Raw genomic sequence first — 26,609 nt, 5'->3', positions numbered from 1 at the left:
GACGGCTCGCCCGCCGAGCCGTCGCAGCTCTTCCCTCGGGATTATGTGGAGCGCGGCGAGCCAGAAACCCGCGGAAAACCTGCGCTCAGACGACATCGCTCCGCATAATGCTCCGCTTCGCATAATCGGCCTTATGTGGTGCACCACATAACACCGAGATTGGGGCCGCCTGGTCGAAGCGTTCGGAAGAGGGCCGTGACTACCTATCGCTCAAGCTCGACGATCCCTCCTTCAACGCGCCGATCTACGCGAACCTGTTCGACGACGAGGACGGCGAAGGCTACACTCTGCTTTGGTCGCGGCCGCGGAAGAACGGCGAGTGAGACTCAACCTCCGCCAAGCCCCGCCCGAGCTGCTCGGGCGGGGCTTTTCTTTACAACCGCGCAATATGGCTCGCCAACGGCGCCAACTAGATCCGCGCCTGACCTAGGCTCCTCATTCGTTTTGCTGGGCCTACAGAATTCTCATCTGGCAAAAAATGTTATCGACGTGGCTGACACCTCGCGTGAGCAGTGCTATTTCTTCTTGCGACGCGGGCGCGCCGGCTTGCGACCTTTGGGCAAAGGCTTGGGCGTCGTTGCTCCTTTGGGCGGCTGAACGAACAACTCGGATAAATGAACATCCAGCGTACCGGCGATTCGATCGAGAAGGTCAATTGTCGGGTTCTCCGATTGCCGCTCAAGACCACTCATATATGAGCGGTCAATCCCGGCATCGTACGCCAATTGCTCTTGCGGAATGCCGCGATCCACGCGGATCCGGCGCACATTCCAGGCCACAAGCGCACGAGCTTTCATGCGCCAAAGCAGCCATTTAGTAGGCCATCAAACCACTGGCTATAGCCTTAGTATTTCGGTAAGTTCGTCTCGAATGCAGTCGACGAAGTCCGCGCGTAAGCTTACATGAAAGAGCCGGCGTTAGATCCAGATGTTGCGGACGTGGCGCCGAATGAGTCGGTGCTGACGACCTATGACGAACAGCATTTGGTGACCTATTGGCGGCTTCTTGATGCCGAAGCCGCCGGCGCCGACTGGAAAGAAGTGGCTCGAATCGTGCTGCACATCGATCCGGATCGCGAGCCGGTGCGCGCCCGCAACGCATTTGACAGTCACTTGGCACGAGCAAGATGGATGGCAGACCACGGCTACCGCGACTTACTTCGCGGTGGTACGACCGAATAGCAAAGAAAACTATCGTTCGCATTTCGTAATTAGAACAGAATTCTCCCGCCGACGGCGTGATCGCCTGTAGGCATCACGCAATGCACAATTGCTGTCTTCCCCAACAACTCCAGGCTTCATAGAGATAGGCCGTAATCGTTGCACGGCAGGGGATCAGAGCAGTGTCTGAGATCGACTGGCGCTCACCGGAGGCGTATCGGCAAGCCATTGAATCAGGGGAGATGGCAGATTTCGCTTGGGAGTCACTCCGGCGGAGTACGAATTATCGAATGGCTTACCGGAACGTTCGACCGAAAGGCGGGCAGGTGACGTCCGAATTCCGGAGGAGATGGGGCGTCTGCTTTCGCTCATGACCCGCAGGGGTCCTTTTATGAACAGACGATCTTCTGGGCGCCCGAGGCCTTGCCCACGGTGGTCCGGGTCGTGCGCAGCGCGTCCGCCTCGCGAGCCATCGGCGCGACCCTACCGCGCGCGGACCTTGCATCGGGCAGCATTCGACAGGCACCGGACGGCTGGCACGCCGTGTTGCGCATTCAGGGAGCGCAACATCAACTCTGGCTGAAAGAGGCTCCGCAGCTGGGTGTCTCTTATGCAACCGAACTGCCGCTCGATGCGGATTTTGAGATCCGCGCTCATGCCTCACATCGGCTGTGGCGCGCCATCAACGGTCGTCCGTCAGGACCTCCCTTCCATCAGCTTTCGGCACAGCGGCGCGAACGGTTGGCCTTGGCGCTGCGAGCGCTCGACGGTCACATAGATGGCGCCTCGTATCGCGTGATCGCCGAGGTGCTGTTCGGTCGAAAACGAATCCCCGAACGCGCCTGGAAGACCCACGAATTGCGCAGCCGCACCATCCGCCTGGTGCAGGCTGGCTTAGCCTTGATGCGTGGCGGCTATCGCGCCTTGCTTCGTCCACCATCTCGCAAGGAATAGGGCAAGGGGTGCCGAAAATCGCCCCCGCATCTTCGGCATCCCCCCAAGCCTTTCTACTCCGCCATGGTGACCGTCAACGCACGACCCAACGCGGCCGCGCTCGAAACGATCACGGAGCCACACAAATGCCCGATCCGAACGCCGGCTTGCCGCAGCGATATCTGCGGACGCCAGAAGCTGCTCGATTTCTCAGCCTGTCCGGGCGGACCCTAGAAAAGCACCGAACCTACGGCACGGGTCCCGCCTATCGGAAGCTCGGGGGACGCGTCGTCTATGCGCTGGAAGACCTGAAAGCCTGGGCCGATCGCGGCGCCAAGACTTCGACCTCTGATCCCGGTGCAGGCACCGTGCTGCCTGCTAAGCGGCATGCGCCCATACCGTATGCCGGCCGGCCGCGTCGCTGAACGTCGCTAGGGATTATCTCGATGCGACGCAGACACATCTCTGAACGGGAACAGCTAAGTCTCTTCCGGGCGCTGTCTGGCGATCTCGCGCCACGCGATGCGCAGGATTTGATGGCCTATCCGTTCTTCTCCCTCGCTAAATCCAGGCGAGTCGTTCCCATCGACTTCCGCGCCGGCAAAGTTGCCATTCGCGTCGAAGCCGTGCCGGAGCATGGCATGGCTACGATCTGGGACGCTGACGTCTTGATCTGGGCGGCGTCGCAGATTGTCGAGGCCCGCGACGGCGGATTGAAGACCTCCCGCCTGATGGCGGCAACGCCGTATGAGATTCTGACCTTCGTTGGTCGCGGCACCAGCGTTCGGGACTACGACCGTCTCAAGGCCGCACTCGACCGGCTGCAATCGACCACTGTCATGACCTCGATCCGTCAATCGACCGATCGGCGGCGGCACCGATTCTCCTGGATCAATGAATGGAAAGAGACAGCCGACGTGCACGGCCGGCCCCGCGGATTGGAGCTGATCCTGCCGGACTGGTTCTATGCTGGTGTGCTGGATGACGCGCTCGTGCTCACCATCGACCGCGCGTATTTCGACCTGACGGGCGGGCTCGAACGCTGGCTTTATCGCGTTGTTCGCAAGCACGGCGGCAGCCAGAAGGGTGGCTGGAGCTTCGATTTTGCTCATCTCCACGCCAAATCCGGCAGCCTCTCGCCGCTCAAACATTTTGCCTATGACCTGCGCGAGATCGTCCGCCGTCAGACATTGCCGGGCTACCAACTCGTCATTGAGCGCGGCTTGCGGGGCGACGAGCGTCTGGCCTTTACGCCGATTGCCGCCGATCCCATTGCGGCGCGTCTGCGCAAGCGCGGTCTGAATGCTAGCCCGGGGGAAAACCTGTGAATCAGTTCGTGCTATTGGGGACGACAATCGACGTGCCAACGGGGACCCGATCCTCGTGTTATCGGGGACCAAAATCGGATGAAACGTCTTGGCACTCAACGACTTGGCGTGGCCGTAACTTTACTAACCTGGAATCCTTCGGATTCTTTCTAACGAGGTCGCGCGTTTTCCGGCCTGTTGGTAAGCGGCGGGCGTCCGTGAACTCACACCAAAGGGCGCGGACCGGCCATCGCTGCAGCAAAGACGGTTCGCGACCCCGGAATTGGACCGCGGCTGAGTTAGGCGCCGATCGTGCTTCGCAGTGCTTCAGCGCTCCAAGGGAATTGCTGCAGTCGGCGGAGCTGGGCGCATGGCGCACCCTGTCTTTGTTTCGATTCGGCAGAGCAAATTCGTCATCGATTGCGTCCGGCCTGCGCGACCATTCCAAGATCGCATCCTTTGGACACGGAATATGCATTGCCATCGGGCATGGCGACTTATTTACGATCGAAATCCTCCATGACGACGGAGGAACTGCATGAGCGACCTCACGCATGTTGAACTGCTGTGGCTTGAGAAGCGGATCGAGAACTGGATTCGGTTCGGCCGGGTGGCGGCCGAACAGATACTGGACCGACGACGTCGTGTCGTCTCATTTGCACCGGGCAGCATCTTTGCCTTCGTGCGCTGGACGTCCAGCGACTACGGAACCGTCGTTTCAAAGATCGATATCTTGCGTGCCGTTACGCCGGGCCAGCGCTGCGCGACCGTGCCCTATGTACGCCCAGGCGGCGATATTTTGCTGCGGCTCTCCGGTTGGCCGAAAGTCGAGCGGGTGCTGCAATTGATTGACGCCGTTGAGGCGCTCGGCATCAATGCTGCCGACGCAGCGCCTGACTACTGGCATCACGCACACAACCGCCTGTCGGTCGGAGAGTCGCCGAGGCCCTACACGCGGTCGCGGCATCAGATCTGGCTTCAACGTCGGAAGATCGCGCCATGAAGCACCGGATGACGATGCTCCTGACGATGTTCGGCTCGGTCGCCTTGCTGACGTCGGTGATCTGCGCGAAGCCTGTTGCCCTGTACGTCTGGAACGCCTCAGAGAGCGCCCCGCGTGGGCTCTATCGCCTGCAGCCCGTCGACACGCTGTTTGTCACCGAACTGGTTGCAGTTCTGCCGCCGGAGCCGCTTGCTGCGTTCCTTGCTGAGGGCAGCTATCTGCCGCGCGGCGTGCCAATGCTGAAGCGCGTCCTCGCACTCCCCGGGCAGACGGTTTGCAGGAATGGCCTCACCATTACCGTCGATGGAATTGGACTTGGCGAGGCGCTCGATCGCGACAGGCGTGGCCGTCCGCTCCCGATCTGGCAGGGCTGCCGCGTCGTCGCGCGAGATGACGTCTTCCTCATGAATTGGCAGTCGTCGGATTCGCTGGACGGCCGCTACTTCGGACCCATCCCGGCCTCTGCAGTCATCGCCCGCGCGCTGCCGATCTGGACGGATGGAGAGAATTAACCGTGTGTTGCTCACGCTCTCAAATAGCCGCGCCTCTAACCCATCGGATACAGCCGCATTCCTCCTTCCCGGCCAGAGCTAGCAGGGCCGCGGCATCGTGTGACCGTCGAGGTGGACCACTTGACCAAGTCGCAAGCAAGTCGCCAAGAGTCGGCTGTCGGCAAATTGGTGGAGTCGTATTCAATCGCGTGCTGTCGGGACTTTTCGCAAGGGGGACTGTGAGGAGAAGGGAGCACGATCATACGAGCCACGGACGGCAAGGGAAAAGCGCCGCCTCCGGTTGGGCGCATGTGGTTGGTGGAGTTGAAGTTTTAAGAGGCACCAGGAATGATCAAGCCATCGCTCCGTTCCCAATCGTCAAGGAAATCAACGGAGCCGGAGCCGTCGGCCTCCGCCAGTTTGCGGTGAAGCCATCGTGAGCCGGCGTGACAATGACCTTCGTGTTCGCCCTGGCCGTATTCGCGACAGCGGGCGCAGCTTCTCGGGCCCGAAGAGCTTTGTCGGCCAGGTCATGCGGGCGGCTAAGAGAGCCGGGCATGTCGGCAACGGTTTCGGGCGCGGTAAGGGAGGAGCAGGCCGGTCTCACTTCGGACGAGGCCGGCGTGCCGCGCTCTCGCTGTCACTCCGCTCGACCTCACGACGTGTGGTGATGAAGGCGCGCGTGGTACGTCACCACGGCACCCGCTTTCGCTCAGCACCGCTGACCAAGCACATCACCTATTTGAAGCGAGAGGGCGTGACGCGCGACGGTGCGGACGCCCGGATGTTCGATGCGAGGTCGGATGCGGCCGATGAACGCGCCTTTGCCGAACGCTGCAAGGACGACCGCCATCATTTTCGATTTATCATTTCTCCGGAGGATGCCGCCGAGCTCGGCGACCTCCGCACGTTCACGCGCGAGCTGATGACCGACGTCGCGCGGGATCTCGGAACCAAACTGGACTGGATTGCGGTCGACCACTGGAATACCGACAATCCGCATATTCATGTCCTGATCCGCGGCCGCGCAGAGGACGGCCAGGATCTGGTCATCAGCCGGGAATACATCAGCCGCGGGTTTCGGGACCGGGCGGCCGAGCGCGTCACGCTCGAACTGGGGCCGCGCAGCGAGCGAGACATCCAGTCCGCCCTGGAAAGGGAGGTTGAGGCCGAACGCTGGACCAGCCTCGATCGGGCGCTGCGTATCGTCGCCGACGAGGGCGCCGGCGTGGCAGACCTTCGGCCAAATGCATCAGGTGAGGACTCGGGGCTCCGCCGCCTGATGGTCGGCCGGGCAGTCTGGCTGGAACGTCTCGGTTTCGCCGATCAAGTTGCGCCCGGTTGCTGGACGCTGAAGTCTGGTATCGAGGACAAGCTGCGTGAGCTCTCGATTCGTCGCGATGTCATCAAGACCATGCATCGGGCGATGAGCGCTCGTGGCCGCGAGCCGGATGTCTCTGGCTTTGCCTTGCACGGCGAGGAACCGACAGATCCCGTGCTCGGCAGTTTGGTCGAGCGCGGGCTATATGACGAACTGAAAGGCTCGGCCTATGCGATCGTTGAGGGGATCGATGGACGAACGCATCACATCAGGTTCACCGATATCGAAATGACTGGCGATGCCGCGCCCGGCGCGATCGTGGAGGCGCGGTCTTACGATGACGCGCAGGGCCGTAAGCGTCTCTCGCTCGCCACCCGATCGGATCTCAGTATTGAGGCTCAGGTCACGGCGCCCGGAGCGACCTGGATTGACCGGCAATTACTCGCGCGGGATTCGATCGTGGCGAGCAGTGGTTTCGGATCCGAAGTGCGCGAAGCCATGGACCGAAGGCTTGACTATCTCGCAAGCGAAGGCCTGGCGCGCCGGCAGGGGTCAAGGGTCATCTTTGCCCGCGACCTCCTCAATACTCTAAGACAACGGGAGCTCGATGCGACGGTCGCAAGGCTCTCGGCCGAGACGGGGTTGCTCCACAATCCCTCGTCGGGCGAACGCATCGCGGGCATCTATCGTCAGCGCGTGACATTAGCGTCAGGCCGGTTTGCCATGATAGACGACGGGCTTGGATTCCAACTCGTGCCCTGGCGGCCAGCACTTGAGCAGCATCTCGGTCGACAGGTATCCGGCATCGCGGCAAGTGGCGGCGGTGTGACCTGGGGCTTTGGAAGGAAAATTGGCTTAGGAATCTGATTGGTGGGCTGCCCGGCACCTCCGCGGCAGTGTGCGAGGCGTTCGATGCGAAATCGCTGAACTGCCATCGCACGCCGTGCCGCCGGTCAAATACCATGCAATCTCGATCGGCTTTTGTACGCCAATCTATCCGAACACACTACGGTTGCGATTGAGCGGTTGCCCAGGGACCGCGAGTAGCCCCTTTTGCAGCCAACGTTCAGCGCGCCGGGTGAAGTCGATAGGCATCATTGCTCTGCTTCAGACGCGCACTGCAGGAAATGACGTTCTTCAAAAGGTCCAACGATGAAGCCCAGAATTGGCGTCTACCTCTCGGAGCAGATGGCCGCGCGGCTAACGGCAGCTGCCAAGCGTCCCGGCGTCACCAAATCGGCACTCGTTGAGGCCGCCCTTGCTCAGTTCCTCGGTGTTGATGATGAAGCCGACCACTCACTGGCTGACCACCGCTTTTCCCTTATCAGCCGTCAACTCGAACAGCTCGATCGGAATCTTAGAATCGTGAACGAGACTGTCGCGCTTCAGGCCAGATACCATCTTGCGGTGACGCCGCCGCTGCCCGCCGCAGCTCTACGCACGGCCTGTATGCTTGGGTCCGAGCGTTTCGACGAATTTGCTGCGCAGGTCGGACGACGCGTTCGGTCGGGAACATCGCTCATTCAGGAGACGATGGATCGGCTCAGCACACCGAAACGCGAAGCTCATTCGAGTGGCCCGTGCGGGGGAACGTCGAAGACATGCTCCTCAGCTCATGAGCCAGATCTCCGTACGTCAAGCCCGGTCGACGTTGAAGCAGAGCACTCCACTGCCGTCCGGGAGGGCGGCAGCCTGCTCAACTTTCCAGGGAAGACAGGACTGCCTCTGCACTAGCCCTGTTGCAAGGCAGACAGCTGCTCACCAAGGATTGGTCGAACAGCCACTACGGTCGCGACCGTCCATCCATGCGAATCGACGCCGGCGCGTCGGCGGCTTGACGGAAAATTGGCGCCTGAAGCTTCGGGTGTTCCTGCCGTTCGTTGCCGCTTACTATCTCTCATTTCTATTCCGGACCATTAATGCGACGGTCGCCGGCTCTTTGACCTCGGAATTTGGTCTCAGCGCTGGCGATCTTGGTCTACTGACGTCTGTTTACTACCTGATTTTCGCGGCTGCCCAGATTCCGATCGGAATCTTGTTGGACCGATATGGCCCGGGGCGGATCCAAAGTACCGTAATGGTTGCCGCAGCCCTGGGCGCAGCGCTATTTGCCATCTCGAACAACTTTTGGCTGCTCCTCGGCGGCCGGGCGCTGATCGGTCTTGGTGTCGCCGCATCCTTGACGGCCGGCTTGAAAGCCCTCGTGCTCTGGTTTCCCAGCGAACGTATCCCATTGCTAAACGGCCTGATGATTATGCTGGGAGCCCTGGGCGCGCTGACGGCAACTTTGCCTGCGGAATTTCTGCTGGTCTCGATGGGCTGGCGAGCATTGTTTGTGCTGCTCGCGATTGCCTCGGCCGGATGCGCTCTTATCATCTATTTTGTCGTCCCAGAGGTGTCGGCAACTATGTCGGTGGCGGGCGGACCAACGCCTAACAGTTTAAGGACGATTTATGCCGACCCACGCTTCTGGCGCCTGGCTCCACTTTCGGCCACCTGTATCGGGACGGCATGGGCGTTGCAGGGACTGTGGGCGGCGCCATGGCTCAGCGATGTCGAGGGCCTCGACCGGTCGGGACTACTCTGGCATTTGCTCATCATGGCTATCGCATTGAGTTTGGGCGGGCTTCTGTGGGGCATTGCGGTCGATCGGGCGCGCCGACGTGGGATTGGACCGCGGCCGCTGTTGGGTCTTGTCGCCGTGATGTTCATCGTGGCTCAGTTGGCATTGATCCTGCGATGGCCGCTCCCCTCGTATGTCCCGTGGATCGTCGTGGCGGCAGTCGGTGCTGGAACTGTCCTCAGTTACGCGATCCTGGCCGAGTATTTCCCAAAGGAGCTGGCGGGCAGGGCCAATGCAGCGCTGAACGTCTTCCACATCGGCGGCGCGTTTGTCGTGCAATATATGACGGGGTTATTGGTTCAGCTCTGGGCTCCCACAAATGGGCACTATCCTGAGATAGCTTACCAGACTGCGTTTGCTTTCAACGTAGGGCTTCAGATCGTAGCTGGGGTTTGGTTTGCACTAACTTGGATTCTGACGCGACGAGGCGAGGGGAATGAACTTGATGCATTCTCCCTCAAGCCGCTGCACGCATTCGAACTTGGGGGTAGGCGGCTTTTTCTGCAGGATCGCGAGAGCACGCGATAAGAGAACGGCGCCGATCAGTCTGAGCCGCATAAACGTAGCGGTTGCCTTTGTATGACGTGCCAGGAACGACGGGAATGCTAGGACCGATGCGCTTAAGACATGACGGGACATCCTGAGCATGTCCATTCTTAAGGGTAAAGCAGATTCCGCCTATTTGGCCGTCGATGTCGCCTTCTGACCGATAGTGTTGCAAAAGTCCCGAAAGGACGCGCGGCTAGTTTTCCGCGAAAGAACGAAATAAGCGACAATCGCCGGTCAATGTAGCCTCAGACCCGTTGTCAGAATCGCCGGTGGGTTTAGCGCCCGACAGAGTGGTCCCCCAGGTTATTATTCGATCGTCGCGCCTATGGCTCTAAGAATTTGAGTCGCATGCCGCAAAAAGACTTCTGCAACACTATCGACCCGGAGCAGAAATCGGGCGTCGTCCGTTCTTGCGGGAATCGAATTCAGGTCATTGCCGGGCGACCATGGCGTTCCACCACGGACAAACGCCGCTTAGCCTCGCGGCAATGGCGGCCAAACAGGCGAATTTTCGAAGACGCGGCTTCTGATCGCGCATCGAATTTGCGCAGCGCGGCACAAGTTTCCACTGCCATCAGGTCGACGATTGTGCTCTCTTTGGCTGCGCGACCTCTCACTGATCATTTCAACCCCAGCCCAATGGTCGGCTCGAGAGGGAGGAGCGCTGCCCCGGCGTTGATCCCCACGATTCGCGCCGGTCGCCTTGTTCATGCGTTCACCTGGAGTGGCAGCCATGGTGCAGAACCTAGTAGCCGGATTGGTCGTGGTGGCTTTGATGATCATGGGCGTACTTGCCTACGCCCAGAAACATGAGGGGTGCTTGCACGGGCGCTCGCTCCAAACCTTCAAGCCCTGCGGATCAGTTAGCGTTGACCTGTAGCGCTGGCCGCGACGCAGCGGCCAACCTCGCGCGATTTGGTGCTCATGATCCCGGGCACATCCCGGTTCGCCTATCTCCGTCTGTACGGGCCGAGCCGAGCCGTTCTTCAACCGAACGCGGGTTCTTGACAAACTGGGCGACTGATCACGCGACGCGTTGGACTCGCTTCCGTTGGTGGTCTGTCGAAGTCTGCTCTTGGCAGTTTTCGGGCCTGAGCATTCAGGCTGACGATGTCCGTTTACGAGGGGCATAGCGGACTTCTTTTTCGGGCGCGACCAGGTCCGTTGTTGGACCCACAGCGGACATTTGGTATCGGACTGGAAAGAACGTAATCTGGCAGTTCGCCCTCGCCGGAGATCCAACATGAAAGCTCGCCTTATCGCCGTCGCGGTCTGCAGCCTGTTGATCACGCATGTGGTCCAGGCGGCCGAAATCAGAATGCTTGCCGCGGGAGCCGTCAAAGAGGCTTTTCTCGAGCTTGTCTCGCAATTCGAAAGCACCTCCGGCAATCAGGTGGCGGCAACATGGACTGGCTCCGCAGACATAAGAAAGCGCATTGCTGCGGGTGAGGCTTTCGATCTCGTTATCGTCGGTGCACCGGACATTGATGCGTTCGTCAAGGACGGCAAGATGATGCCGGGGAGCCGCGTTGACATCGCTAGTTCCGGTGTCGGCATGGCGGTAAAGGCCGGCTCGCCTAGGCCCGACATCAGTTCCAGCGAGGCAGTTAAGAAGGCGCTGCTTTCCGCTAGGGCGGTTGCATATTCGACGGGTCCAAGTGGCGTCTATGTCCAGCGCCTGTTCGACCGCCTTGGGATAGCCGACCAGATGAAGGACAAGTCGAAACAGACGGCACCCGGCGTGCGCGTTGCCCAATATCTCGTGAACGGCGAAGCCGAACTCGGTTTCCAGCAGGTGAGCGAGTTGGTCCACGAAGCGGGCATCGATTTTCTAGGTCCGCTGCCGGCAGAAATCCAGAATGTCACAGTTTACTCCAGTGGTATCCCCACCGGTTCGAATGCAGAGCTCGCCAAAGCACTGCAGGCGTTTTTGTCCGCGCCCGCCGCCGCGCCCGTATTCAGGAAGAACGGCATGGACCCGAATCATCCATGATGCAGATCGACTGGGGTAAGTGCGCATCAGGTGATATCCGCTCTTGGCACCTTTGAGACATGCCCGCCTATCCTGAGAATGTCCGTTCACCGGAGTAGACAGGAAGTCGCCGTGGTGCGGTCAAACCGACGCGAATGACCCGGAACGGACAATTGTGATCCGCCGGTCGGCCTGAAGCTGCTATCATTTAGACTTCCCGGGGCCAAGGCGCTCGGCCTCGCGAATCGCGTCATCTTCCTGTGCGAAGACACGGTGATCGAATGAGACGATCTGCCGCCACGATGTCGGTCCTTCTAATTGTGCTGCTTGTTTTCGCGTCGGCTGCCGAAACCCAAGCAGCGCCGAGGGTGCCGCGTTTCGGAATGCTGTGCTCCCACTCGTGCAGCGGCAACATTAATGACGCTTTTTTGGACGAGCTTCGTAAGCTCGGCTGGGTCGAGGGTAGCACCATCTTCATCGAGCGTAAGGGTGCAGGTGGTCGCCTCGATCAGCTACCGGCGCTTGCCGCCGATCTTGTGCGATCGAAACCCGATCTCTTGGTCGCCTTCGCTCCTCAGCCCGTGCGCGCCGCTAAGGATGCGACCTCCGAGATACCAATTGTGATGCTCTTCGTCGCCGATCCGGTCGGTTTGGGACTTGCGTCAAGCCTGGCTCGCCCTGTCGGAAACCTGACTGGTGTCGCCACGCTGGTCCCGGGCGGTTTCGGCGGGAAGACCCTTGGCTTTCTTCGAGAGGTCTTGCCACAAGCGAAGCGCGTGGCAGCTTTCATCAATCCCTCAAACGACATCCATCGGCTGACTTTCCCAAGGGAACACCTACCTGCGGCCGACAAGCTCGGCTTTCAGCTCGACATTATCGAGATGCGCGAAGCTGAGGAAATTCCTGGCGCAATTGCCGCCGCTAAAGCCCGAGGGGCGGAAGCTTTATACATAGCGGGTGACCCGATGCTTAACTCCCCAACGAGCCGGGTGTCCGAACTTGCGGCGCAAGCAGGGCTGCCGTCCATCTACTTGGCGGGCTCCCGGGAGAGGGTGGAAGCCGGTGGATTAATTTCTTTCGGCCCTGACTACGCCGCCTTGGCGCGGCGCGGTGCCCACTATGTCGATCGGATTCTCAAAGGCGCTAAACCGGCCGAGCTTCCTATTGAGCAGCCGACCAAATTCCTGCTTCTCATTAATCTCAAGACAGCGAAATTGCTCGGTATCGAGATTCCGGCGTCCGTTCTCGCCGGTGCTGACGAGGTGTTCGAATAAGGCTTGTCACTTCCGGTTTTGGCACCTTTGAGACATGCCGACCGACCCTGACGATGTCCGTTTCCAGGGGAAGACCGGAAGTAGTGGGCCGACGGCTAAAGTGACGCGATTGGCACGAACGGACCTGCCGATCCTCCCAGCGAACGTCGGCTATGATGGGTAAAGCGGAAGTGGCCCGGACATTGCCAAACCGGCTCGATTGACCGGATATGGACAGTCAACACAATCGGCACCTTTGAGACATGCAGACGCCGACCTTTCTGGGGCGACTAACGCAGCAGATTATGAGGGACGAACACTCATTCGATTACCTCAAGTGGATCGCAGCGGATAAGGATCATCGGCAGTCACTTGATTCCGGCATCTTACCCCTGGAACAGACTACGAGCATTCAGGGTATGTCCTCTCGGATACGGAATGGGAGTTCTGGAGCAATCCAGAACGCCATGGCTCCTTTCCGTAACAAGCGTTCCCCCCGAGAACGTCCCAGGGCTCGCTTTGCCTTGAAACGGTGTGCAAAAACGCCTAATTTTTGCGTTGTGCAGAACGGGAGCATTCAGCGATTTCGGAGGTTCGCCAGAGCACTTATGCTTATGGCGATTTCGGCGTTTGTGCTGCAAGGCACGCTAATCGTGACCTCTCAGGCAATGGCTGCCGTCGGCACCATGCCGGAGCCGTCGGTCACCTTAAGCGGTTCCATGCATTTCCATGACCACTTGGCCGGTCATGTCCACGACCACGGCGGGGACAATTCCGAGGGTCACGTGCATGATGGGCCAGACTACGACGATAGCGGTGGTCTGAACTTCTCCTGGAACATATTTGGTGCATCAATCGCCGTTCCGGCGTCCCCTGCCTTGGTTCATACCTCTGATTTGCTCGGCTCTGTCGCTCTGCCAGCCGTGCCGACAGCCGATGGGATTGAACCCGGCGCACTAATCCGACCACCAAGTACCCTCAGCATCGCGTAGCTCGGGCGGCCATGCAGCCGCAGCCATTTTCGCGTGTTTGAGGGAATTCTCGATGTTTCCGATTCAACGCCGCCCGAAAGGGCGGCTCGTGAGGCTTGGCGCAGCCAGCCTCGGTTGCTTGGCGAGCCTTTTTCTTGGACTTGCCATTTCCATTGCCCATGAGGGCCACGGTGATGCCGACAAATCGCCCGCGGTGTCATCCGCATATCCACGGGTGGCGGCCCGATCCGACCTGTATGAGATCGTTGGCATCCTGAAGGACGGCCAGCTAACGATCTTTATCGACGACGCCATCACAAACGAGCCGGTTCCAGATGCGACCTTGCGGGTAACGATCGGCGACTCCCCGGCAATCGAAGCCGGGGCGCAGAGCGGTATCTATACTGCGGCTCTTCCCGATCGAAAGCTGACAGGGTCGGTAGAAGTTATCTTCTCGGTCGCCGCCCGGAAGGGTGATGACCTGCTGGTGGATTCCCTCACCTTACCGCAGGCCGTTGTCGTGCCCGAAAAGCACAGGTCCAATTGGCTTTCCCCAGGCCGAACCGTAATTGCCTTCACGTTCGCCGGCTTGGGCTTTGGCCTGCTGGCTGGCTATTTGAGACGACGGGGCCGCAGTGTTGCGGCAATGTCAGCGGCAATGGTGACCGGGGCCTGCGTTATCCTCGCCGCAATTTCAGTCGGCGAAAACCGAAACAGCGTCAGCGACGCAAGCGCGCCCGCAGCACGAGCTCTCAGCGATGCGCCGAGACGCCTGCAGGACGGTTCCGCCTTTGCGGCCAAGCCTACCCAGCGCCTGCTGGATGTCCGCACGGCTGTCGCCGAACCGCAGACGGTACGCCCTGCGCTCAATCTGATTGGCCGCGTCATTGCCGATCCAAACCGCAGCAGCATCGTGCAAAGCATCTATGGCGGCCGCGTCGTTCCAAATGAGCGCGCGATTCCACGTATCGGACAGTCGGTCAGCAAGGGCGACGTTCTCATCCAGATTGAGCCGCATTTGCCGGTCGCCGACCGCACCACAATCCTGGAAAAAGTCGGCGAGATCGAACAGTTGATAGCGGTCGCGGAGAATAAGCTGCGACGCCTGCGGCCATTGGCGGAACGAGGCGCGGTGCCACAAGGTCAGGTCAATGACCTCGAAAGCGAACTCGAGGGGCTGCGGGCGCGCCGTGAAACCACTCGGAATTCCCGCACCGGCTTTGAGGTGCTGCGCGCCTCCACGGACGGCATCATTACCTCGGCCAAGGTTGTGCCGGGCCAGGTCATTCAGCCACAAGACGTTCTGTTCCAGATTGCCGATCCAAAAAACCTTTGGGTTGAAGCGTTAGCCTATGACGACATCGGCCTGAATGAACCCGGCGAAGCAACGGCGATTGGACACAACGGACCGCCGATCGCGCTGTCCTTTCTCGGAACGAGCCGAGCGTTGCGGCAGCACGCCTCTGTCGTTCATTTCGCCATTCCAGAACCTCCGGCAGGGCTCAATATCGGCCAGCCGCTCACGGTGATGGTTCAGCGCGGCGCACCCGTAGCCGGTCTGATCTTTCCGAGCGATGCTGTCGTGCGAAGCAGCAATGGGGAGAACATTGTCTGGTTGCACACAGCGCCAGAACGCTTCGAGCCAAAGCCCGTTCGTGTTTTTCCCGTAGACGCGACGCGCGTGATCGTTGCGGCCGGCATCAACGAGCGTGAGCGGGTTGTGGTCCGCGGCGCCGACCTCATCAACCAGATCCGGTAGGGAGCCGCCATGTTCAAGCTCATCGTCCAGACAAGCTTGCGAAATCGCCTGTTCGTATTGGCGGTCGCGGCGGCGCTCGCAGGCTACGGCCTGTTTGTCCTGCCCAATATTTCCGTCGACGTTCTTCCCGACATCAACCGCCCGACCGTAAACATCCTGACTGAGGCGGAAGGTCTAGCTCCTCAGGAGGTTGAACAACTCGTGACATTCCCGATCGAGACGTCGATGAACGGCATGCCGGGTGTCATCCGCGTCCGCTCAGTCTCTGGCGTCGGGCTGTCGGTCGTTTACGTCGAATTTGATTGGGGCGTTGATGTCTATCGCGCACGGCAGTTCGTTTCGGAGCGCCTTGCGCCGATCCGCGAGCAACTGCCACCTTCCGTCAATCCCCAAATGGGGCCGGTGACCTCCATCATGGGTGAGATCATGCTGATCGCGCTAACCAGCGATGGCAAGGCGTCGCCCATGGAAGTGCGCGAGATCGCGGATTTCGTTGTCAGGCCGCAGCTTCTGGCCATTCCCGGCGTCGCCCAGGTGATATCCATCGGCGGTGAGGTGCGCCAATATCGCGTGACGCCGAACGTCGCGACTATGCAAGCTCTCGGCATCACCCACGACCAGATCGAGCAAGCAGTGACCAGGTTCGGCACCAACAGCGGTGGCGGGTTCGTGGATCAGCATGGCCGCGAATACCTGATCCGCAATGTCGGCCTCACCAAACAGATCGAGGACCTCGGCAACACCGTCGTTGCCACACGCGACCATCAGCCCGTCCTGCTAAGGCAAGTCGCACTTGTTGATTTTGCCGCGCGCACCAAGCGCGGTGACGCCGGGTACAACGGGAAACCGGCCGTCATTGTCAGCGTCCAGAAGCAGCCGGCGGCGGATACGGTAGGATTGACCCGCAATATCGAGGCTGCGCTCAAGGACCTGCAGCGCACCATGCGTTCAGGAATTAACGTCACGAACGTCCAATTCCGTCAGGCCACCTTCATTGAGACTTCGATCGACAATGTCGAGCGGGTGCTGGTCGAGGCAGCCATCGTCGTCGCGCTGGTTCTCTTCGTTTTCCTGATGAACGCACGCGCAACGTTCGTTTCGCTGACCGCCATTCCGATATCGATCCTGATCACCGTTCTGGTCTTCCGTGCCTTTGGCCTTACCATCAACACCATGACACTCGGCGGCCTCGCCATCGCAATCGGCGAGCTGGTCGACGATGCCGTGGTGGACGTCGAAAACATTCTGCGGCGCCTGAGAGAGAACTCCACTTTGGCGGCGCCGCGGCCTGTTCTAGAAGTGATCGCTCAGGCAAGCCAGGAAGTTCGCTCCAGCATCGTCTATGCAACGACGATCATCGTCCTCGTATTCGTGCCGCTGTTCGCGCTTCCCGGAATCGAAGGTCGGTTGTTCACGCCACTCGGCGTCGCCTATGTGGTATCGATACTCGCTTCGCTGCTGACCTCGGTAACGGTGACGCCGGTACTGTCCTACTATTTGCTTTCCGGGCGAACTCATTCGGGCGACCGCGAAAGTGCGGTCGTCCTGAGGTTGAAGGAGGCGAATCGACGGCTACTTGGCTGGGGATTTGAACGGCGCGGGCTTGTGCTTGGCTCGGTCGCGGCTGTGGTCGTGGTGGCCGGCTATGCAGCGAGCCTGATGCCCCGCAGTTTTCTGCCTCCCTTCAACGAAGGGACGCTTGTTCTCTCCCTGCAATATAATCCCGGCATTTCGCTTGCGGAATCGCATCGGCTCGGATTGCTGGCGGAGCAATTGCTTGCGAAGGTTCCGGAAGTGAAATCGGTCGGACGCCGCACGGGCCGCGCGGAACTTGATGAACACGCCGAGGGCGTGCATTACAGCGAAATCGATGTCGATCTCGCTCCGTCGAAGCGGCAGAAGGCAGACATCTACGCGGACATCCGTCAGACGCTTTCCGGATTGCCAGCTTCGGTCGCCATCGGACAGCCCATCAGCCACCGGCTGGATCATTTGCAGTCGGGTATTCGCGCCCAGATCGTGCTCAAGATTTACGGGCAGGACATCGAGATTTTGCGTCGGCTGGCCGAAACGTCACGCCAGCGCCTCTCGACAATCCCGGGGCTGGTCGATCTTCAGGTCGAGAAGCAGGTACTCATTCCCCAGGTACGGGTTCAGATCGATCATGCCCGTGCCGCCCTTCACGGCTTGACGCCGGCGGCGATCACGCAGGCGCTTGATACGCTATCGAACGGCCGAAAGGTCTCCCAGATCGTGGACGGCAATCGCCGCTTCGACGTTGTGATGCGCCTTTCGGAGCAGGATCGTTCGACAACGGGGCTGCACAACCTTCTCATACCAACCGCTTTGGAATTTGTGCCGCTGAGCGCCCTGGCCGAGATTGTCGAGACGGATGGTCCGAACCAGATGCAGCGCGAGGGAACCCAGCGCAGAATCGTAGTTTACGGCAACGGTGACGGCCGCCGCGACATGGCCGACATCGCCACCGACATCCGAAAGGCTGTTTCTGAACTGGATTTCCCCCAAGGCTATACGACGAACCTCGAGGGGACATTCCAAGCGCAGGAGGAGGCTTCCTGGCGCATCGGCATCTTGTCGCTCGCGTCTCTGGCGATGATATTCATCGTTCTCTACAGCCGCTATCGATCGCCCGCGCTGGCGCTCATCATCATGGGCGGCATTCCGCTGGCACTGATTGGCAGCGTGCTCGCCTTGAAAATAGCCGATCAACCGTTGTCGGTGGCATCGATGATCGGTTTCATTACTCTCGCAGGCATCTCCGCGCGCAATGGGATTCTGAAGATTTCCCATTACATCAATCTCGCCATTCACGAAGGCGAGCGTTTCGGAACCGGCTTGATCGTTCGCGGCAGCATGGAGCGGCTCAGCCCCGTTTTGATGACAGCACTTTGTGCCGGGCTGGCGCTGACCCCGCTTCTCATCGGCGCGGATGAACCGGGACGGGAAATCCTCCACCCGGTTGCCGTGACCATCTTCGGCGGCCTGCTCAGCGCCACTATACTGGATACCGTCGTGACCCCGATCCTCTTTCTGATGTTCGGCAAAAAGCCGCTGGACCGGCTGCTGGCCGAACACACTGCAACGTTCACCCCTGCGGAAGCCTATTGATCTCCGCACAAACCACCAAGGTGCAACCAATGCGAAAATATGTTTTCCTGGCCATGATAGCCGTCATCGCCGCAATGCCCGACTTTGCCGCCGCACAGACAAAGAAGGGCAGCAACGGCGGCCCCGTCGTCACATCGCAAGGGCACCCGATCGAGTTTGTACGGAAGGGCCTGGATATTGTCTTCTACGTCGGTGACGACGATGGGTCGCCGCTCTCGACAAAGGACATGCGCGGGCGCGCAACGATTCAGGACGGCGGCAAGACGGCTACGGTCCCGCTCACCCCCGCCAGCCCCAATATGATGAGCGGGAAACTTCAGGCCGAACTTTCACCCAAGGCGATCATTGTGTTTTCGGCCAGCCTGCATGGCCATTCCTTGGCGGCGAGATACACAGCGGAATGAGCCGAATCCCCTGGTCTAGTCTTGCAGCCCTTGCGAAGACGATCATCAAGGTCGCGCAAACTGGTGTCCATGACCCGGCGCAGCTTTCGGCTCTGGCGATCAAAGAACTAGGCGTCCGGTAAGGCCGCCGCAGTTAGCGGTCTCGTTTACTTCGAATGTCGCCTGTTGGCACCTTTGAGACATGACGACCGATCATTACGACATCCGCTTACAGGGGAAGAGCGGAAGTAGCCGGCGAGAGCCAAAATGACGCGATTGACCCATAACCGACCAATGGGACGTCACCCGTGACACCCGGCCGCAAGGCACAGAGCAGGGGAGAGCTTTGAACCTCCGGTTCGCCACATGGACCTATGTCTTGAGTAACCCGTGCCCGCTTGAGTGGGCGTCGTTGTCGTTTCGCCGGAGACGATGACGATCCCGCGCCGCTTCTGCGGTCCGCCAAACTCGGACAACTAGGGGGAGAAGGGATGAGCAAAGTCCTAATCTGCGGCGGTGGCGTGATTGGATTATGCGCAGCGACCATGCTTGGTCGCGACGGTCACCGCGTCACGGTCTTGGAGGCTGACCCAGCAGATCAACCTGGGGCCGCCATCGAGGGGTGGGACTCGTGGGAACGCCCCGGAGTTGCCCAATTCAAGCAACCCCATAGTCTCCATGCGCGATTTCGGATGATCGGCGATCGCGAATTGCCAGGGCTGACGGATGACCTGCTTCGCGCCGGTTGCGTTTGGGTGGATCATCTCGATAGTCAATCTCTTCCCCCAACTATAACGGACAGGGTGCCGCGTCCGAGCGATGAAGCCATGCGTTGCGTCGCCGGTCGGCGGCCGATCGTTGAATGGGCGGTGGCTGCGATGGCGCAAGTCGCACCGAACGTGACCATCCGTCGGGGGACCAAGGTTCGCGAATTGATCACGGGTGCATCGGCCGTCCCCGGTGTACCGCACGTCGCCGGGGTGCGCACGACATCTGGCGAAGAGATTCGTGCCGATCTGGTCGTCGACGCCATGGGACGACGAAGCCCGGCCGGTGAATGGATCGTCGGCGCGGGTGGCCGCAGCCCGATCGAGAAAGCCGAAGACTGCAACTTTGTCTATTTTACGCGATATTTCTCGGGACATCAGCGGCCTCGCAGGATAGAACGCACGCTCACGCCGATGGGCCTGTTCTCGGTCCTTACGGTGGACGGGGACAACGACACCTGGTCGATCACCTTGTATACCTCGTCGAAGAACAAGGCGATGCGAGCCTTGCGTGATACGACCACGTTCAATCGCGTCGTCTCCGCTTGCCCACAGCAAGCCCACTGGCTCGATGGCAAGCCGATCACACCCGTTCACCTGCTGGCAGGAGTTCTCGACCGGTACCGGCGGTTTGTCGTCGACGGTCAACCCGTCATCACGGGATTCGCCGCTGTCGGTGACGCATGGGCGTGTACCAACCCGTCCGCCGGATGGGGCTTGAGCGTCGGTCTTCTGCACGCACAGGTGCTCCGCGATGTGGCGCGCCGACAAATCAACGATCCCGAAGCGTTCTCCCGGGACTACGACGCGGAGACCGAACGCGAAGTCTTCCCGTTTTATCGAAACCAGATCGCTGCGGACCGCGCGCGGATTGCCGAGATGAACGCTCTGGAAGAGGGCACGCCGGTGCCGGCACCCAACCCGATCACGGCCAGGCTTCTTGTTGCTGCATCACGGGACGCCGATGTGTTCCGTGGCATGCTTGAAATCGCAATGTGCGTTGCGCTGCCTCAGGAAGTCATCGCTAGACCGCATATAGCCGCAAAGCTGGCCGAATTGGGCGGCCATCCATTACCGCCGGACCCCAACATCATCGATCGACATCGGATGGCGGCGCTACTGGACGGCTGATCTTTACGAAGCCAGACCATCATTCCCGCGCGTGGACATCGCGAGCCCGATGGGGTGATCGAATAACGATGCTGTCGCTGCGGTGCATGAGTCCGTTGCTGGCACAAAGCCGACTTCCCGGCTGCACACTTCTCAGTTTGATCCAGAACGGACAGAGGCTGGCCGAAATCCCGTAGTTCGGCGGCTCCCCCTTGCGGCTCATCCCCGTTTCATATTGGCTGCCAAAACCACCTTGCCCCATTTCTTGACCTCGTCCGAAATCAGTTTGGCGAAGTCGGCGGGCGATCCGCCAAGAGCCATGCCGCCCAGATCGGCGAACCGCGCTTGAAATTTTGGATCGGCGATGCTGGCGTTGACCTCCCTATTCAGTTTTTCGATGATTTCTTCCGGCGCGCGCTTTGGACCACCAAGGCCGTACCATGAACTTGCCTCGTAACCGGGCAAGGTTTCGCCCAGAGCTGGAACGTCCGGCAATATTGGCGAGCGCGCCATCGTCGTTACCGCCAGGGCGCGGAAATTGCCGGCCCTGACATATCCGATCGATGAGAGTAGCGGGCCGAAATAGACCTGCGCTTCGCCGGTGAGAAGGGCAGGAAATACCTGCGCCCCCCGATAAGGCACGTGAAAGAGATCGACACCGGCCATCGTTTTAAACATTTCGCCGGCCACGTGGGGAATAGATCCGGTCCCGGCTGACGCCATATTGACCTTGCCGGGATTAGCCTTCGCGTAGGCGATGAACTCCGCGACTGTCCTGGCGGGAACCGATGGGTGCACCTCCATGACCAAGGGCACACGAACGATACCTGCGATCGGCGCAATATCGCGGATGAAGTCGAAGCTAAGGTCGAACATGGTCGCATTGATCGCATTTGCTGCGGTGACCAACAGCAGCGTGTAGCCGTCCGGGGATGCCCGCACGACCGCCTCAGTGGCGATGTTGCCGCTAGCGCCACTGCGGTTCTCGATGACAAATGACTGTCCAAGTCGCTCCGACAGCGATTGACCGATCAATCGCGCGACAATATCAGGCGCTCCACCGGGGCCAAAGCCTTCGACCAGGTGCACCGCTCGGGTCGGGTAGCTCTGCGCGATAGCGAATTGGGATAATGCGGGAAGCGTGGCAGCGGCCGCTGCCAGATGCAGGAATTGACGGCGCGGAAGTTTCATTGCGGCCTCCCAAAGTGCTGGCACGCGTAGTCCCCTGCGGAGCCGCACGGGAGGCCGCACACGCAGACGTCGGATTAATTTCGATGCACGCCTGCCGACGGCACAAGCGCTGCGGCTAGATAAAAGGGACTTCGGCACGTCCCGCTCGGCAGCTCCTAATCACGCTACATCAGTTGCAAGACTGGCGGAAGGCACGAAATTGAGAGCAATGTTGCACCGTACGAGTCTGGCAGATTTTGCTGAAAAAGGTCGGCTGTTTTGGTTTGTGTAATAGCTGATTGAGTAAGCAGCCTATTACCGTATGCTGAGGCTAGGCTACGCGGTTTTGGCTTCCGCGTACCGCCGCAAACTGGTAGGATCCAGATCGAACCTGGCCCACCGGGAAGTCGACGAAGCCGATCACGCCACTTTACGTGAAGTGATGTGCAATGGTTCCGAAAACCCAATACGCAAAGAGCGGTGATGTTCGCATCGCCTATCAGGTCGTCGGCGAAGGGCCCTTCGACCTCGTGTTCGTTCCTGGCTTTATTTCGAACCTCGACGTCGCTTGGGAAGAGCCCTATCGTGCGCGGGTTTGGACCCGCTTGGCGGCCTTCGCCCGCCTGATCATGTTCGACAAGCGCGGCACCGGGCTTTCCGACAGAACGGTTGGTGTGCCAACCCTGGAAGAACGCATGGACGATGTTCGCGCGGTCATGGATGCCGTTGGCTCGCAACAGGCTGCCCTGTTCGGCATCTCCGAAGGCGGTGCGATGTCACTCTTGTTCGCGGCCACCTACCCAGAGCGTACCCGAGCGTTGGTCCTGTACGGCACCTATGGCCACTTCAGCTCGTGGGTTGTGCCCCCGGACAGGATCGAAGCCGCCCTGGATCGCATGGAAAAAAATTGGGGGACCGGCGAGAGCCTCCGTTTGTTCGCCCCCAGTGTGGCATCAGATGAGACGTTCAAGCTATCCTGGGCCCGTTTTGAACGTCTCGGTGCAAGTCCTTCCGCAGTTGTCGCGCTTATGCGAATGAACAGCGAAATCGATGTTCGTCCAATCCTTCCGTCGATCCGAGTGCCGACGTTCATTATTCATCGACAAGGGGACGTTCGCGTCAACGTTGAAGCCGGGCGGTTCATGGCCCGGCAAATCCCAAACGCGAAATATCTCGAACTGCCCGGCAGCGATCACATGTTGTGGACTGGCGAAACAGAACGGATATTGGATGAGGTTGAAGAGTTTCTGACAGGCTCGCGGTCCGCAATCGAATCTGATCGCGTGCTCGCCACCGTTCTGTTCACTGACATTGTGAACTCAACCAAGCGTGCCGAGACGATCGGAGATCGTGCATGGCACGATGTGCTTGATCGGCACAACGCGCTCGTGCGGCGGGAGATTTCGCGACATAGAGGACATGAGGTGAGGACAATGGGAGACGGCTTCTTGGCAACCTTTGACGGGCCGGCTCGATCAATCCGGTGCGCTCTGGCGATCAATGAAGGGGTTGAAGCTCTTGGGCTGCAGGTAAGGGCCGGCCTTCATACCGGCGAGGTCGAAATGGCCGAGGATGATCTAAGCGGCATCGCGGTCCACATTGCATCGCGTGTCGCGACAATGGCAAAGCCCGGGCAGGTTCTTGTGTCGAATACAGTCCGTGATCTTGTCGCAGGATCAAACATCAGGTTTCATGACGAAGGCAGTCATTCCCTGAAGGGCCTTACAGAGAGCGTCAGATTGTTCGCGGCCGAACGGTAGTGGCGCAAAACGGATGTTCTGCGAACGAGTTTGTCGGTGCTTTGGAAAAAGCCTTCCGAGCTGCTCTGTCCGATCAGCCGGCTGGCGCACAAGCGATCCGCATTGTCACTAAGCTTGTCCGCCCAAATGATTGCTCATTGTGCGACGGCCCCAAGCAGAAAGACGTCGTCGTTCTGTCCCGGCATCAAGTGACCGTGAGACGTGAGGCAGTTCACATTTGAAAATCGCGAGTTGGTTTAAGGCCGTCGCAAGCCCCGTTTCGGGAGACGAACGATGCCATTATTCAATAGCCAAATCCATTGGCAGGGAATAGGCACCACGGTGGCGGTCGTACTTCTCACCTTGCTCGTACTTGGGTTCGCCGTTGTTAGTTACGTGGAATGGTCATCGAACGCTGCCGTAGCCGAATTTATGAGCGCGACCGAGGCATCGGCATCTGATCCGAACCATTCCAACGAGTCTCCAGCTCCGATTCAGTCCCTCAAGGGCCGAACGGGCTGCCCCCAGGGCAAGAGACCGCTACCAACTGAACTTATGCCCTTGCTGTAATTTGCAATTTCGGACGCAAGGTTTCACCTAAGGCCGGTTGGAAAAAGAAGGGCCCAGTCGCGAATGTCTGCTGTTGGCACTTTTGAGACATGCCGGCTGGCACAGAGAATGTCTGTTCATCGGGGAAGAACGGAAGTCATCGGCCAACGTCTAAAACGGCGCTTTTGACCCATAGCTGTCTTGCGCCGCGCTGCATTTCCGGCGCAGTAATCGCGCCCGCAGTGAGTGCGACGACCATTGAGACGTGATACTCTGCGGCCCGTCGTCCTCAAGCTGCGATGAGGATCAAATGAAGCGGCGGGAGTTCATCGCGGGCACTGCGGCGCTGCTCGCTTCGCCAAGGCGTTCGTGGGCGCAGCGGACACCTCGCCGAATCGGTTTCCTGGCCGCTTTCTTAGATCCGCCGGGTCGCGAGGCGTGGCTTAGAGGCTTGCGCGATCACGGTTGGATCGAGGGCAAGAACCTGATCATTGACTACCGATTCTTCGAGGTCCAGCCCGAGCGCGCACCGGCTCTCGCGGCCGAACTCGTCGCTCTCAAGCCCGATCTTGTAATTGCCGTCGGGCCACGAGAAGCCGTAGCCATGAAATCGGCAACTGCAACTATTCCGACTGTATTCGTGGTCGTGTTCGATCCCGTGGGGCTCGGCCTCGTCCAAAGTCTCTCCCGCCCAGGCGGCAACATAACGGGTCTTGCGACCTACGTGCCAGGAGATTGGGTCGCAAAACGAATAGAAATCCTCCGGGAACTGGTTCCCGGCGCCTCGAAAATTGCGATCCTGGTCAATCCGGGCAACCCAATACACAGGCTGATGTTAGCCGAGGAGGTACCCAGCACAGCCAGGAAGCTAGGCGTGGCTCTGCCGATAGTTGAGGCGACCACGGCCGAGGAACTCGACACCGCCTTTGCATCGGCGGCTTCCCAGCACGCCGATGCAATCATTGTCTTCGCGGATGCTTTGACTACTTTACATGCCTCCCGAGTTGTCGCGCTTGCGGCGGAGCATCATCTGCCCGCGATGTATCTCTTCCGACAATTCGCCAATGGCGGATTGGTCGTCTACGGCCCTGATATATTCGATCTGTTACGCCGTGCAGGCGGCTACGTCGATAAGATCCTCAAAGGGGCCAAGCCTTCCGATCTGCCGGTAGAGCAGCCGACCAAATTCGATCTGGTGATCAACATGAAGACTGCCAAAGCGCTCGGCCTCACCGTGCCGCCCTCGTTACTCGTCCGCGCCGACGAGGTGATCGAATAAAACCAAACGCATGTCCGAGTTTGGACCCGTTTCAGACATCAGCCACCTCCCGACGACCGCGGCTGACGCTATCCCCGAACCCCGTTCAGTGCGATAATTTGAATTGGGACTAACGTTCTCCTGATCCGGGAGACAGCCATGCGGCGGCGGCAATTTGTTAAATTCATTGGCGGCGTGGCACTTGCTTGGCCGCTCAATGCCGGAGCACAGCCGGCGGGCAAGTTATACCGTATTGGTTATTTTAACGCGGGCGCCGCAGCTGCGCAGGGTGGCGTCGGACTCGAACGAGCTTTCGTTGAAGCCCTCCGTGAGTTGGGCTGGATGGAAGGGAAGAATATTGCCTTCGAGTACCGATTCGCAGAAGGTCATTCGGATCGGCTACCCGGCATGGCCACAGAGTTGGTGCACCTCAAGGTCGATGTCATCGTTGCAAACGGAACATTGGCGTCACTCGCCGCCAAGCAAGCCACCTCGACGATCCCCATTGTCACGGCGCCTGCTGGCGATCCACTCGGGAGCGGGCTTGTTCCGAGTTTGGCGCACCCAGGCGGGAATGTCACAGGTTTGAGCCTCATGGCTCCGGATTTGGGCGGGAAGCGGTTGGAGCTACTCAAGGAGCTTCTGCCCGACGTCTCCAGAGCGGCCATCCTGTGGAATGCTGCCAATCCCTATGCGGCGGATGTGTTCAGAGAGACGGACCGTGCCGCCCGGACATTGCGAATTACGCTGCAACCGCTTGAGGTGCGCAGTCCCGATGATTTTGATACAGCGTTCGAGGCTGCCAAAGTCCAACGTCCAGAGGGCCTGATTACGGTCGAAGACCCACTCACCGTTGGTTATCGAAAACAGATTGTCGACTTCGCAGCGAGAAATCGCTTGCCTGCCATCCACGGCGTTCGGGAATTTGTGGAGGCTGGAGGCCTCATCGCTTATGGCGCGAGCCTATCGGATTTGTCCCGGCGCGCTGCGACCTACGTAGACAAGATCCTGAAGGGCACCAGGCCTGCGGATCTTCCAGTTCAACAGCCAACCAAGTTCGAGTTTGTCGTTAATCTGAAAGCCGCCAGGGCCCTTAGCCTTGCCATCCCGCCCACCTTGCTTGCCCGTGCCGACGAGGTGATCGAATGACAATCCTGCTTCG

Annotated in this window: 22 protein-coding genes and 1 pseudogene; 21 read left to right on the top strand and 2 right to left on the bottom strand. The window is 59.7% G+C overall.

Going from position 1 to position 26,609, the window contains the following annotated elements; all coding sequences use genetic code 11:
* Positions 1-155: 155 nt before the first annotated feature.
* Positions 156-323: pseudogene (locus tag C7G61_RS37690) on the top strand (DUF736 domain-containing protein); the annotation flags it as partial.
* Between the two features lie 192 nt (positions 324-515).
* Here C7G61_RS37690 and C7G61_RS37685 read toward each other — a convergent pair.
* Positions 516-797, bottom strand: coding sequence for a helix-turn-helix domain-containing protein (locus tag C7G61_RS37685; protein WP_108522730.1), 282 nt, complete (start codon positions 795-797; stop codon positions 516-518).
* Positions 798-902: 105 nt separating this feature from the next.
* Between C7G61_RS37685 and C7G61_RS37680 the strand changes: the two genes are divergently transcribed.
* The 17 genes from C7G61_RS37680 to C7G61_RS37600 all read left to right on the top strand — a co-directional run bounded on the left by C7G61_RS37680 (position 903) and on the right by C7G61_RS37600 (position 20,752).
* Positions 903-1,181, top strand: coding sequence for a DNA -binding domain-containing protein (locus C7G61_RS37680; protein ID WP_108522729.1), 279 nt, complete (start codon positions 903-905; stop codon positions 1,179-1,181).
* Positions 1,182-1,402: 221 nt separating this feature from the next.
* Positions 1,403-1,534: a transcriptional regulator domain-containing protein gene (locus tag C7G61_RS46455; RefSeq protein WP_244608659.1), complete on the top strand. Its 132-nt coding sequence runs from the start codon at positions 1,403-1,405 to the stop codon at positions 1,532-1,534.
* A gap of 49 nt (positions 1,535-1,583) precedes the next feature.
* Positions 1,584-2,114 carry a DUF2285 domain-containing protein gene (locus C7G61_RS37670; protein ID WP_108522727.1) on the top strand — a complete coding sequence of 177 codons (531 nt, stop codon included), beginning with the start codon at positions 1,584-1,586 and terminating at the stop codon, positions 2,112-2,114.
* 125 nt (positions 2,115-2,239) lie between these two features.
* Positions 2,240-2,518 (top strand): helix-turn-helix transcriptional regulator, encoded by a 279-nt coding sequence (locus C7G61_RS37665; protein ID WP_057837518.1) that lies wholly within the window; start codon positions 2,240-2,242, stop codon positions 2,516-2,518.
* 21 nt (positions 2,519-2,539) lie between these two features.
* Complete coding sequence (locus C7G61_RS37660) at positions 2,540-3,421, top strand: replication initiator protein A (RefSeq protein WP_108522726.1); 882 nt, start codon at positions 2,540-2,542, stop codon at positions 3,419-3,421.
* A gap of 517 nt (positions 3,422-3,938) precedes the next feature.
* On the top strand, positions 3,939-4,403 hold the full coding sequence (locus C7G61_RS37655) for a DUF2840 domain-containing protein (RefSeq protein ID WP_108522725.1): 465 nt from the start codon (positions 3,939-3,941) through the stop codon (positions 4,401-4,403).
* Positions 4,400-4,915 (top strand): S26 family signal peptidase, encoded by a 516-nt coding sequence (locus tag C7G61_RS37650; protein WP_057901008.1) that lies wholly within the window; start codon positions 4,400-4,402, stop codon positions 4,913-4,915. The genes C7G61_RS37655 and C7G61_RS37650 overlap by 4 nt, the downstream gene beginning before the upstream one ends.
* 415 nt (positions 4,916-5,330) lie before the next feature.
* Positions 5,331-7,082: a relaxase/mobilization nuclease domain-containing protein gene (locus C7G61_RS37645; protein WP_108522724.1), complete on the top strand. Its 1,752-nt coding sequence runs from the start codon at positions 5,331-5,333 to the stop codon at positions 7,080-7,082.
* Between the two features lie 285 nt (positions 7,083-7,367).
* Complete coding sequence (locus C7G61_RS37640; protein ID WP_108522723.1) at positions 7,368-7,949, top strand: ribbon-helix-helix domain-containing protein; 582 nt, start codon at positions 7,368-7,370, stop codon at positions 7,947-7,949.
* A 130-nt stretch (positions 7,950-8,079) separates the two neighbouring features.
* Entirely contained in the window at positions 8,080-9,366 is a 1,287-nt protein-coding gene (locus C7G61_RS37635) for an MFS transporter (RefSeq protein ID WP_244608656.1), read from the top strand.
* 1,264 nt (positions 9,367-10,630) lie between these two features.
* Positions 10,631-11,380, top strand: a complete 750-nt coding sequence (locus C7G61_RS37630; RefSeq protein ID WP_108522721.1) for a molybdate ABC transporter substrate-binding protein — start codon at positions 10,631-10,633, stop codon at positions 11,378-11,380.
* Between the two features lie 260 nt (positions 11,381-11,640).
* A complete protein-coding gene (locus C7G61_RS37625; protein WP_108522720.1) occupies positions 11,641-12,633 on the top strand; it encodes an ABC transporter substrate-binding protein in 993 nt (330 codons plus the stop codon).
* Between the two features lie 587 nt (positions 12,634-13,220).
* Positions 13,221-13,604 carry a hypothetical protein gene (locus tag C7G61_RS37620; RefSeq protein ID WP_108522732.1) on the top strand — a complete coding sequence of 128 codons (384 nt, stop codon included), beginning with the start codon at positions 13,221-13,223 and terminating at the stop codon, positions 13,602-13,604.
* Positions 13,605-13,656: 52 nt separating this feature from the next.
* Positions 13,657-15,342, top strand: coding sequence for an efflux RND transporter periplasmic adaptor subunit (locus tag C7G61_RS37615; RefSeq protein WP_108522719.1), 1,686 nt, complete (start codon positions 13,657-13,659; stop codon positions 15,340-15,342).
* Positions 15,343-15,351: 9 nt separating this feature from the next.
* The gene (locus C7G61_RS37610) at positions 15,352-18,471 is read left to right on the top strand and encodes an efflux RND transporter permease subunit (protein WP_108522718.1); all 3,120 of its coding nucleotides are present in this window, start codon (positions 15,352-15,354) and stop codon (positions 18,469-18,471) included.
* 29 nt (positions 18,472-18,500) lie between these two features.
* Entirely contained in the window at positions 18,501-18,875 is a 375-nt protein-coding gene (locus tag C7G61_RS37605; protein WP_244608655.1) for a hypothetical protein, read from the top strand.
* A 470-nt stretch (positions 18,876-19,345) separates the two neighbouring features.
* Positions 19,346-20,752 (top strand): FAD-dependent oxidoreductase, encoded by a 1,407-nt coding sequence (locus tag C7G61_RS37600; RefSeq protein ID WP_108522717.1) that lies wholly within the window; start codon positions 19,346-19,348, stop codon positions 20,750-20,752.
* A gap of 198 nt (positions 20,753-20,950) precedes the next feature.
* On the opposite strand, the gene C7G61_RS37595 is transcribed toward C7G61_RS37600, so the two are convergent.
* Complete coding sequence (locus C7G61_RS37595; protein ID WP_108522716.1) at positions 20,951-21,922, bottom strand: Bug family tripartite tricarboxylate transporter substrate binding protein; 972 nt, start codon at positions 21,920-21,922, stop codon at positions 20,951-20,953.
* 428 nt (positions 21,923-22,350) lie between these two features.
* On the opposite strand from C7G61_RS37595, the gene C7G61_RS37590 reads away from it, so the two are divergent.
* The 3 genes from C7G61_RS37590 to C7G61_RS37580 all read left to right on the top strand — a co-directional run bounded on the left by C7G61_RS37590 (position 22,351) and on the right by C7G61_RS37580 (position 26,596).
* Positions 22,351-23,661 (top strand): adenylate/guanylate cyclase domain-containing protein, encoded by a 1,311-nt coding sequence (locus C7G61_RS37590; protein WP_108522715.1) that lies wholly within the window; start codon positions 22,351-22,353, stop codon positions 23,659-23,661.
* 838 nt (positions 23,662-24,499) lie between these two features.
* Positions 24,500-25,468, top strand: a complete 969-nt coding sequence (locus C7G61_RS37585) for an ABC transporter substrate-binding protein (RefSeq protein ID WP_108522714.1) — start codon at positions 24,500-24,502, stop codon at positions 25,466-25,468.
* 138 nt (positions 25,469-25,606) lie between these two features.
* On the top strand, positions 25,607-26,596 hold the full coding sequence (locus tag C7G61_RS37580; protein ID WP_108522713.1) for an ABC transporter substrate-binding protein: 990 nt from the start codon (positions 25,607-25,609) through the stop codon (positions 26,594-26,596).
* The last annotated feature ends 13 nt before the right edge of the window (positions 26,597-26,609 follow it).

The organism is Bradyrhizobium algeriense (assembly GCF_003062295.1).
In the GTDB taxonomy this organism is placed as follows: Bacteria; Pseudomonadota; Alphaproteobacteria; order Rhizobiales; family Xanthobacteraceae; genus Bradyrhizobium; species Bradyrhizobium algeriense.
This window is presented reverse-complemented; position numbering and strand designations above follow the sequence as displayed.

What these genes read in the sequence shown, in the direction of transcription:
- C7G61_RS37685 (WP_108522730.1), bottom strand. Translation starts at nt 797, where the DNA reads ATGAAAGCTCGTGCGCTTGTGGCCTGGAATGTGCGCCGGATCCGCGTG.
- C7G61_RS37680 (WP_108522729.1), top strand. Translation starts at nt 903, where the DNA reads ATGAAAGAGCCGGCGTTAGATCCAGATGTTGCGGACGTGGCGCCGAAT.
- C7G61_RS46455 (WP_244608659.1), top strand. Translation starts at nt 1,403, where the DNA reads ATGGCAGATTTCGCTTGGGAGTCACTCCGGCGGAGTACGAATTATCGA.
- C7G61_RS37665 (WP_057837518.1), top strand. Translation starts at nt 2,240, where the DNA reads ATGCCCGATCCGAACGCCGGCTTGCCGCAGCGATATCTGCGGACGCCA.
- C7G61_RS37660 (WP_108522726.1), top strand. Translation starts at nt 2,540, where the DNA reads ATGCGACGCAGACACATCTCTGAACGGGAACAGCTAAGTCTCTTCCGG.
- C7G61_RS37655 (WP_108522725.1), top strand. Translation starts at nt 3,939, where the DNA reads ATGAGCGACCTCACGCATGTTGAACTGCTGTGGCTTGAGAAGCGGATC.
- C7G61_RS37650 (WP_057901008.1), top strand. Translation starts at nt 4,400, where the DNA reads ATGAAGCACCGGATGACGATGCTCCTGACGATGTTCGGCTCGGTCGCC.
- C7G61_RS37640 (WP_108522723.1), top strand. Translation starts at nt 7,368, where the DNA reads ATGAAGCCCAGAATTGGCGTCTACCTCTCGGAGCAGATGGCCGCGCGG.
- C7G61_RS37630 (WP_108522721.1), top strand. Translation starts at nt 10,631, where the DNA reads ATGAAAGCTCGCCTTATCGCCGTCGCGGTCTGCAGCCTGTTGATCACG.
- C7G61_RS37625 (WP_108522720.1), top strand. Translation starts at nt 11,641, where the DNA reads ATGAGACGATCTGCCGCCACGATGTCGGTCCTTCTAATTGTGCTGCTT.
- C7G61_RS37620 (WP_108522732.1), top strand. Translation starts at nt 13,221, where the DNA reads ATGCTTATGGCGATTTCGGCGTTTGTGCTGCAAGGCACGCTAATCGTG.
- C7G61_RS37615 (WP_108522719.1), top strand. Translation starts at nt 13,657, where the DNA reads ATGTTTCCGATTCAACGCCGCCCGAAAGGGCGGCTCGTGAGGCTTGGC.
- C7G61_RS37610 (WP_108522718.1), top strand. Translation starts at nt 15,352, where the DNA reads ATGTTCAAGCTCATCGTCCAGACAAGCTTGCGAAATCGCCTGTTCGTA.
- C7G61_RS37605 (WP_244608655.1), top strand. Translation starts at nt 18,501, where the DNA reads ATGCGAAAATATGTTTTCCTGGCCATGATAGCCGTCATCGCCGCAATG.
- C7G61_RS37600 (WP_108522717.1), top strand. Translation starts at nt 19,346, where the DNA reads ATGAGCAAAGTCCTAATCTGCGGCGGTGGCGTGATTGGATTATGCGCA.
- C7G61_RS37595 (WP_108522716.1), bottom strand. Translation starts at nt 21,922, where the DNA reads ATGAAACTTCCGCGCCGTCAATTCCTGCATCTGGCAGCGGCCGCTGCC.
- C7G61_RS37590 (WP_108522715.1), top strand. Translation starts at nt 22,351, where the DNA reads ATGGTTCCGAAAACCCAATACGCAAAGAGCGGTGATGTTCGCATCGCC.
- C7G61_RS37585 (WP_108522714.1), top strand. Translation starts at nt 24,500, where the DNA reads ATGAAGCGGCGGGAGTTCATCGCGGGCACTGCGGCGCTGCTCGCTTCG.
- C7G61_RS37580 (WP_108522713.1), top strand. Translation starts at nt 25,607, where the DNA reads ATGCGGCGGCGGCAATTTGTTAAATTCATTGGCGGCGTGGCACTTGCT.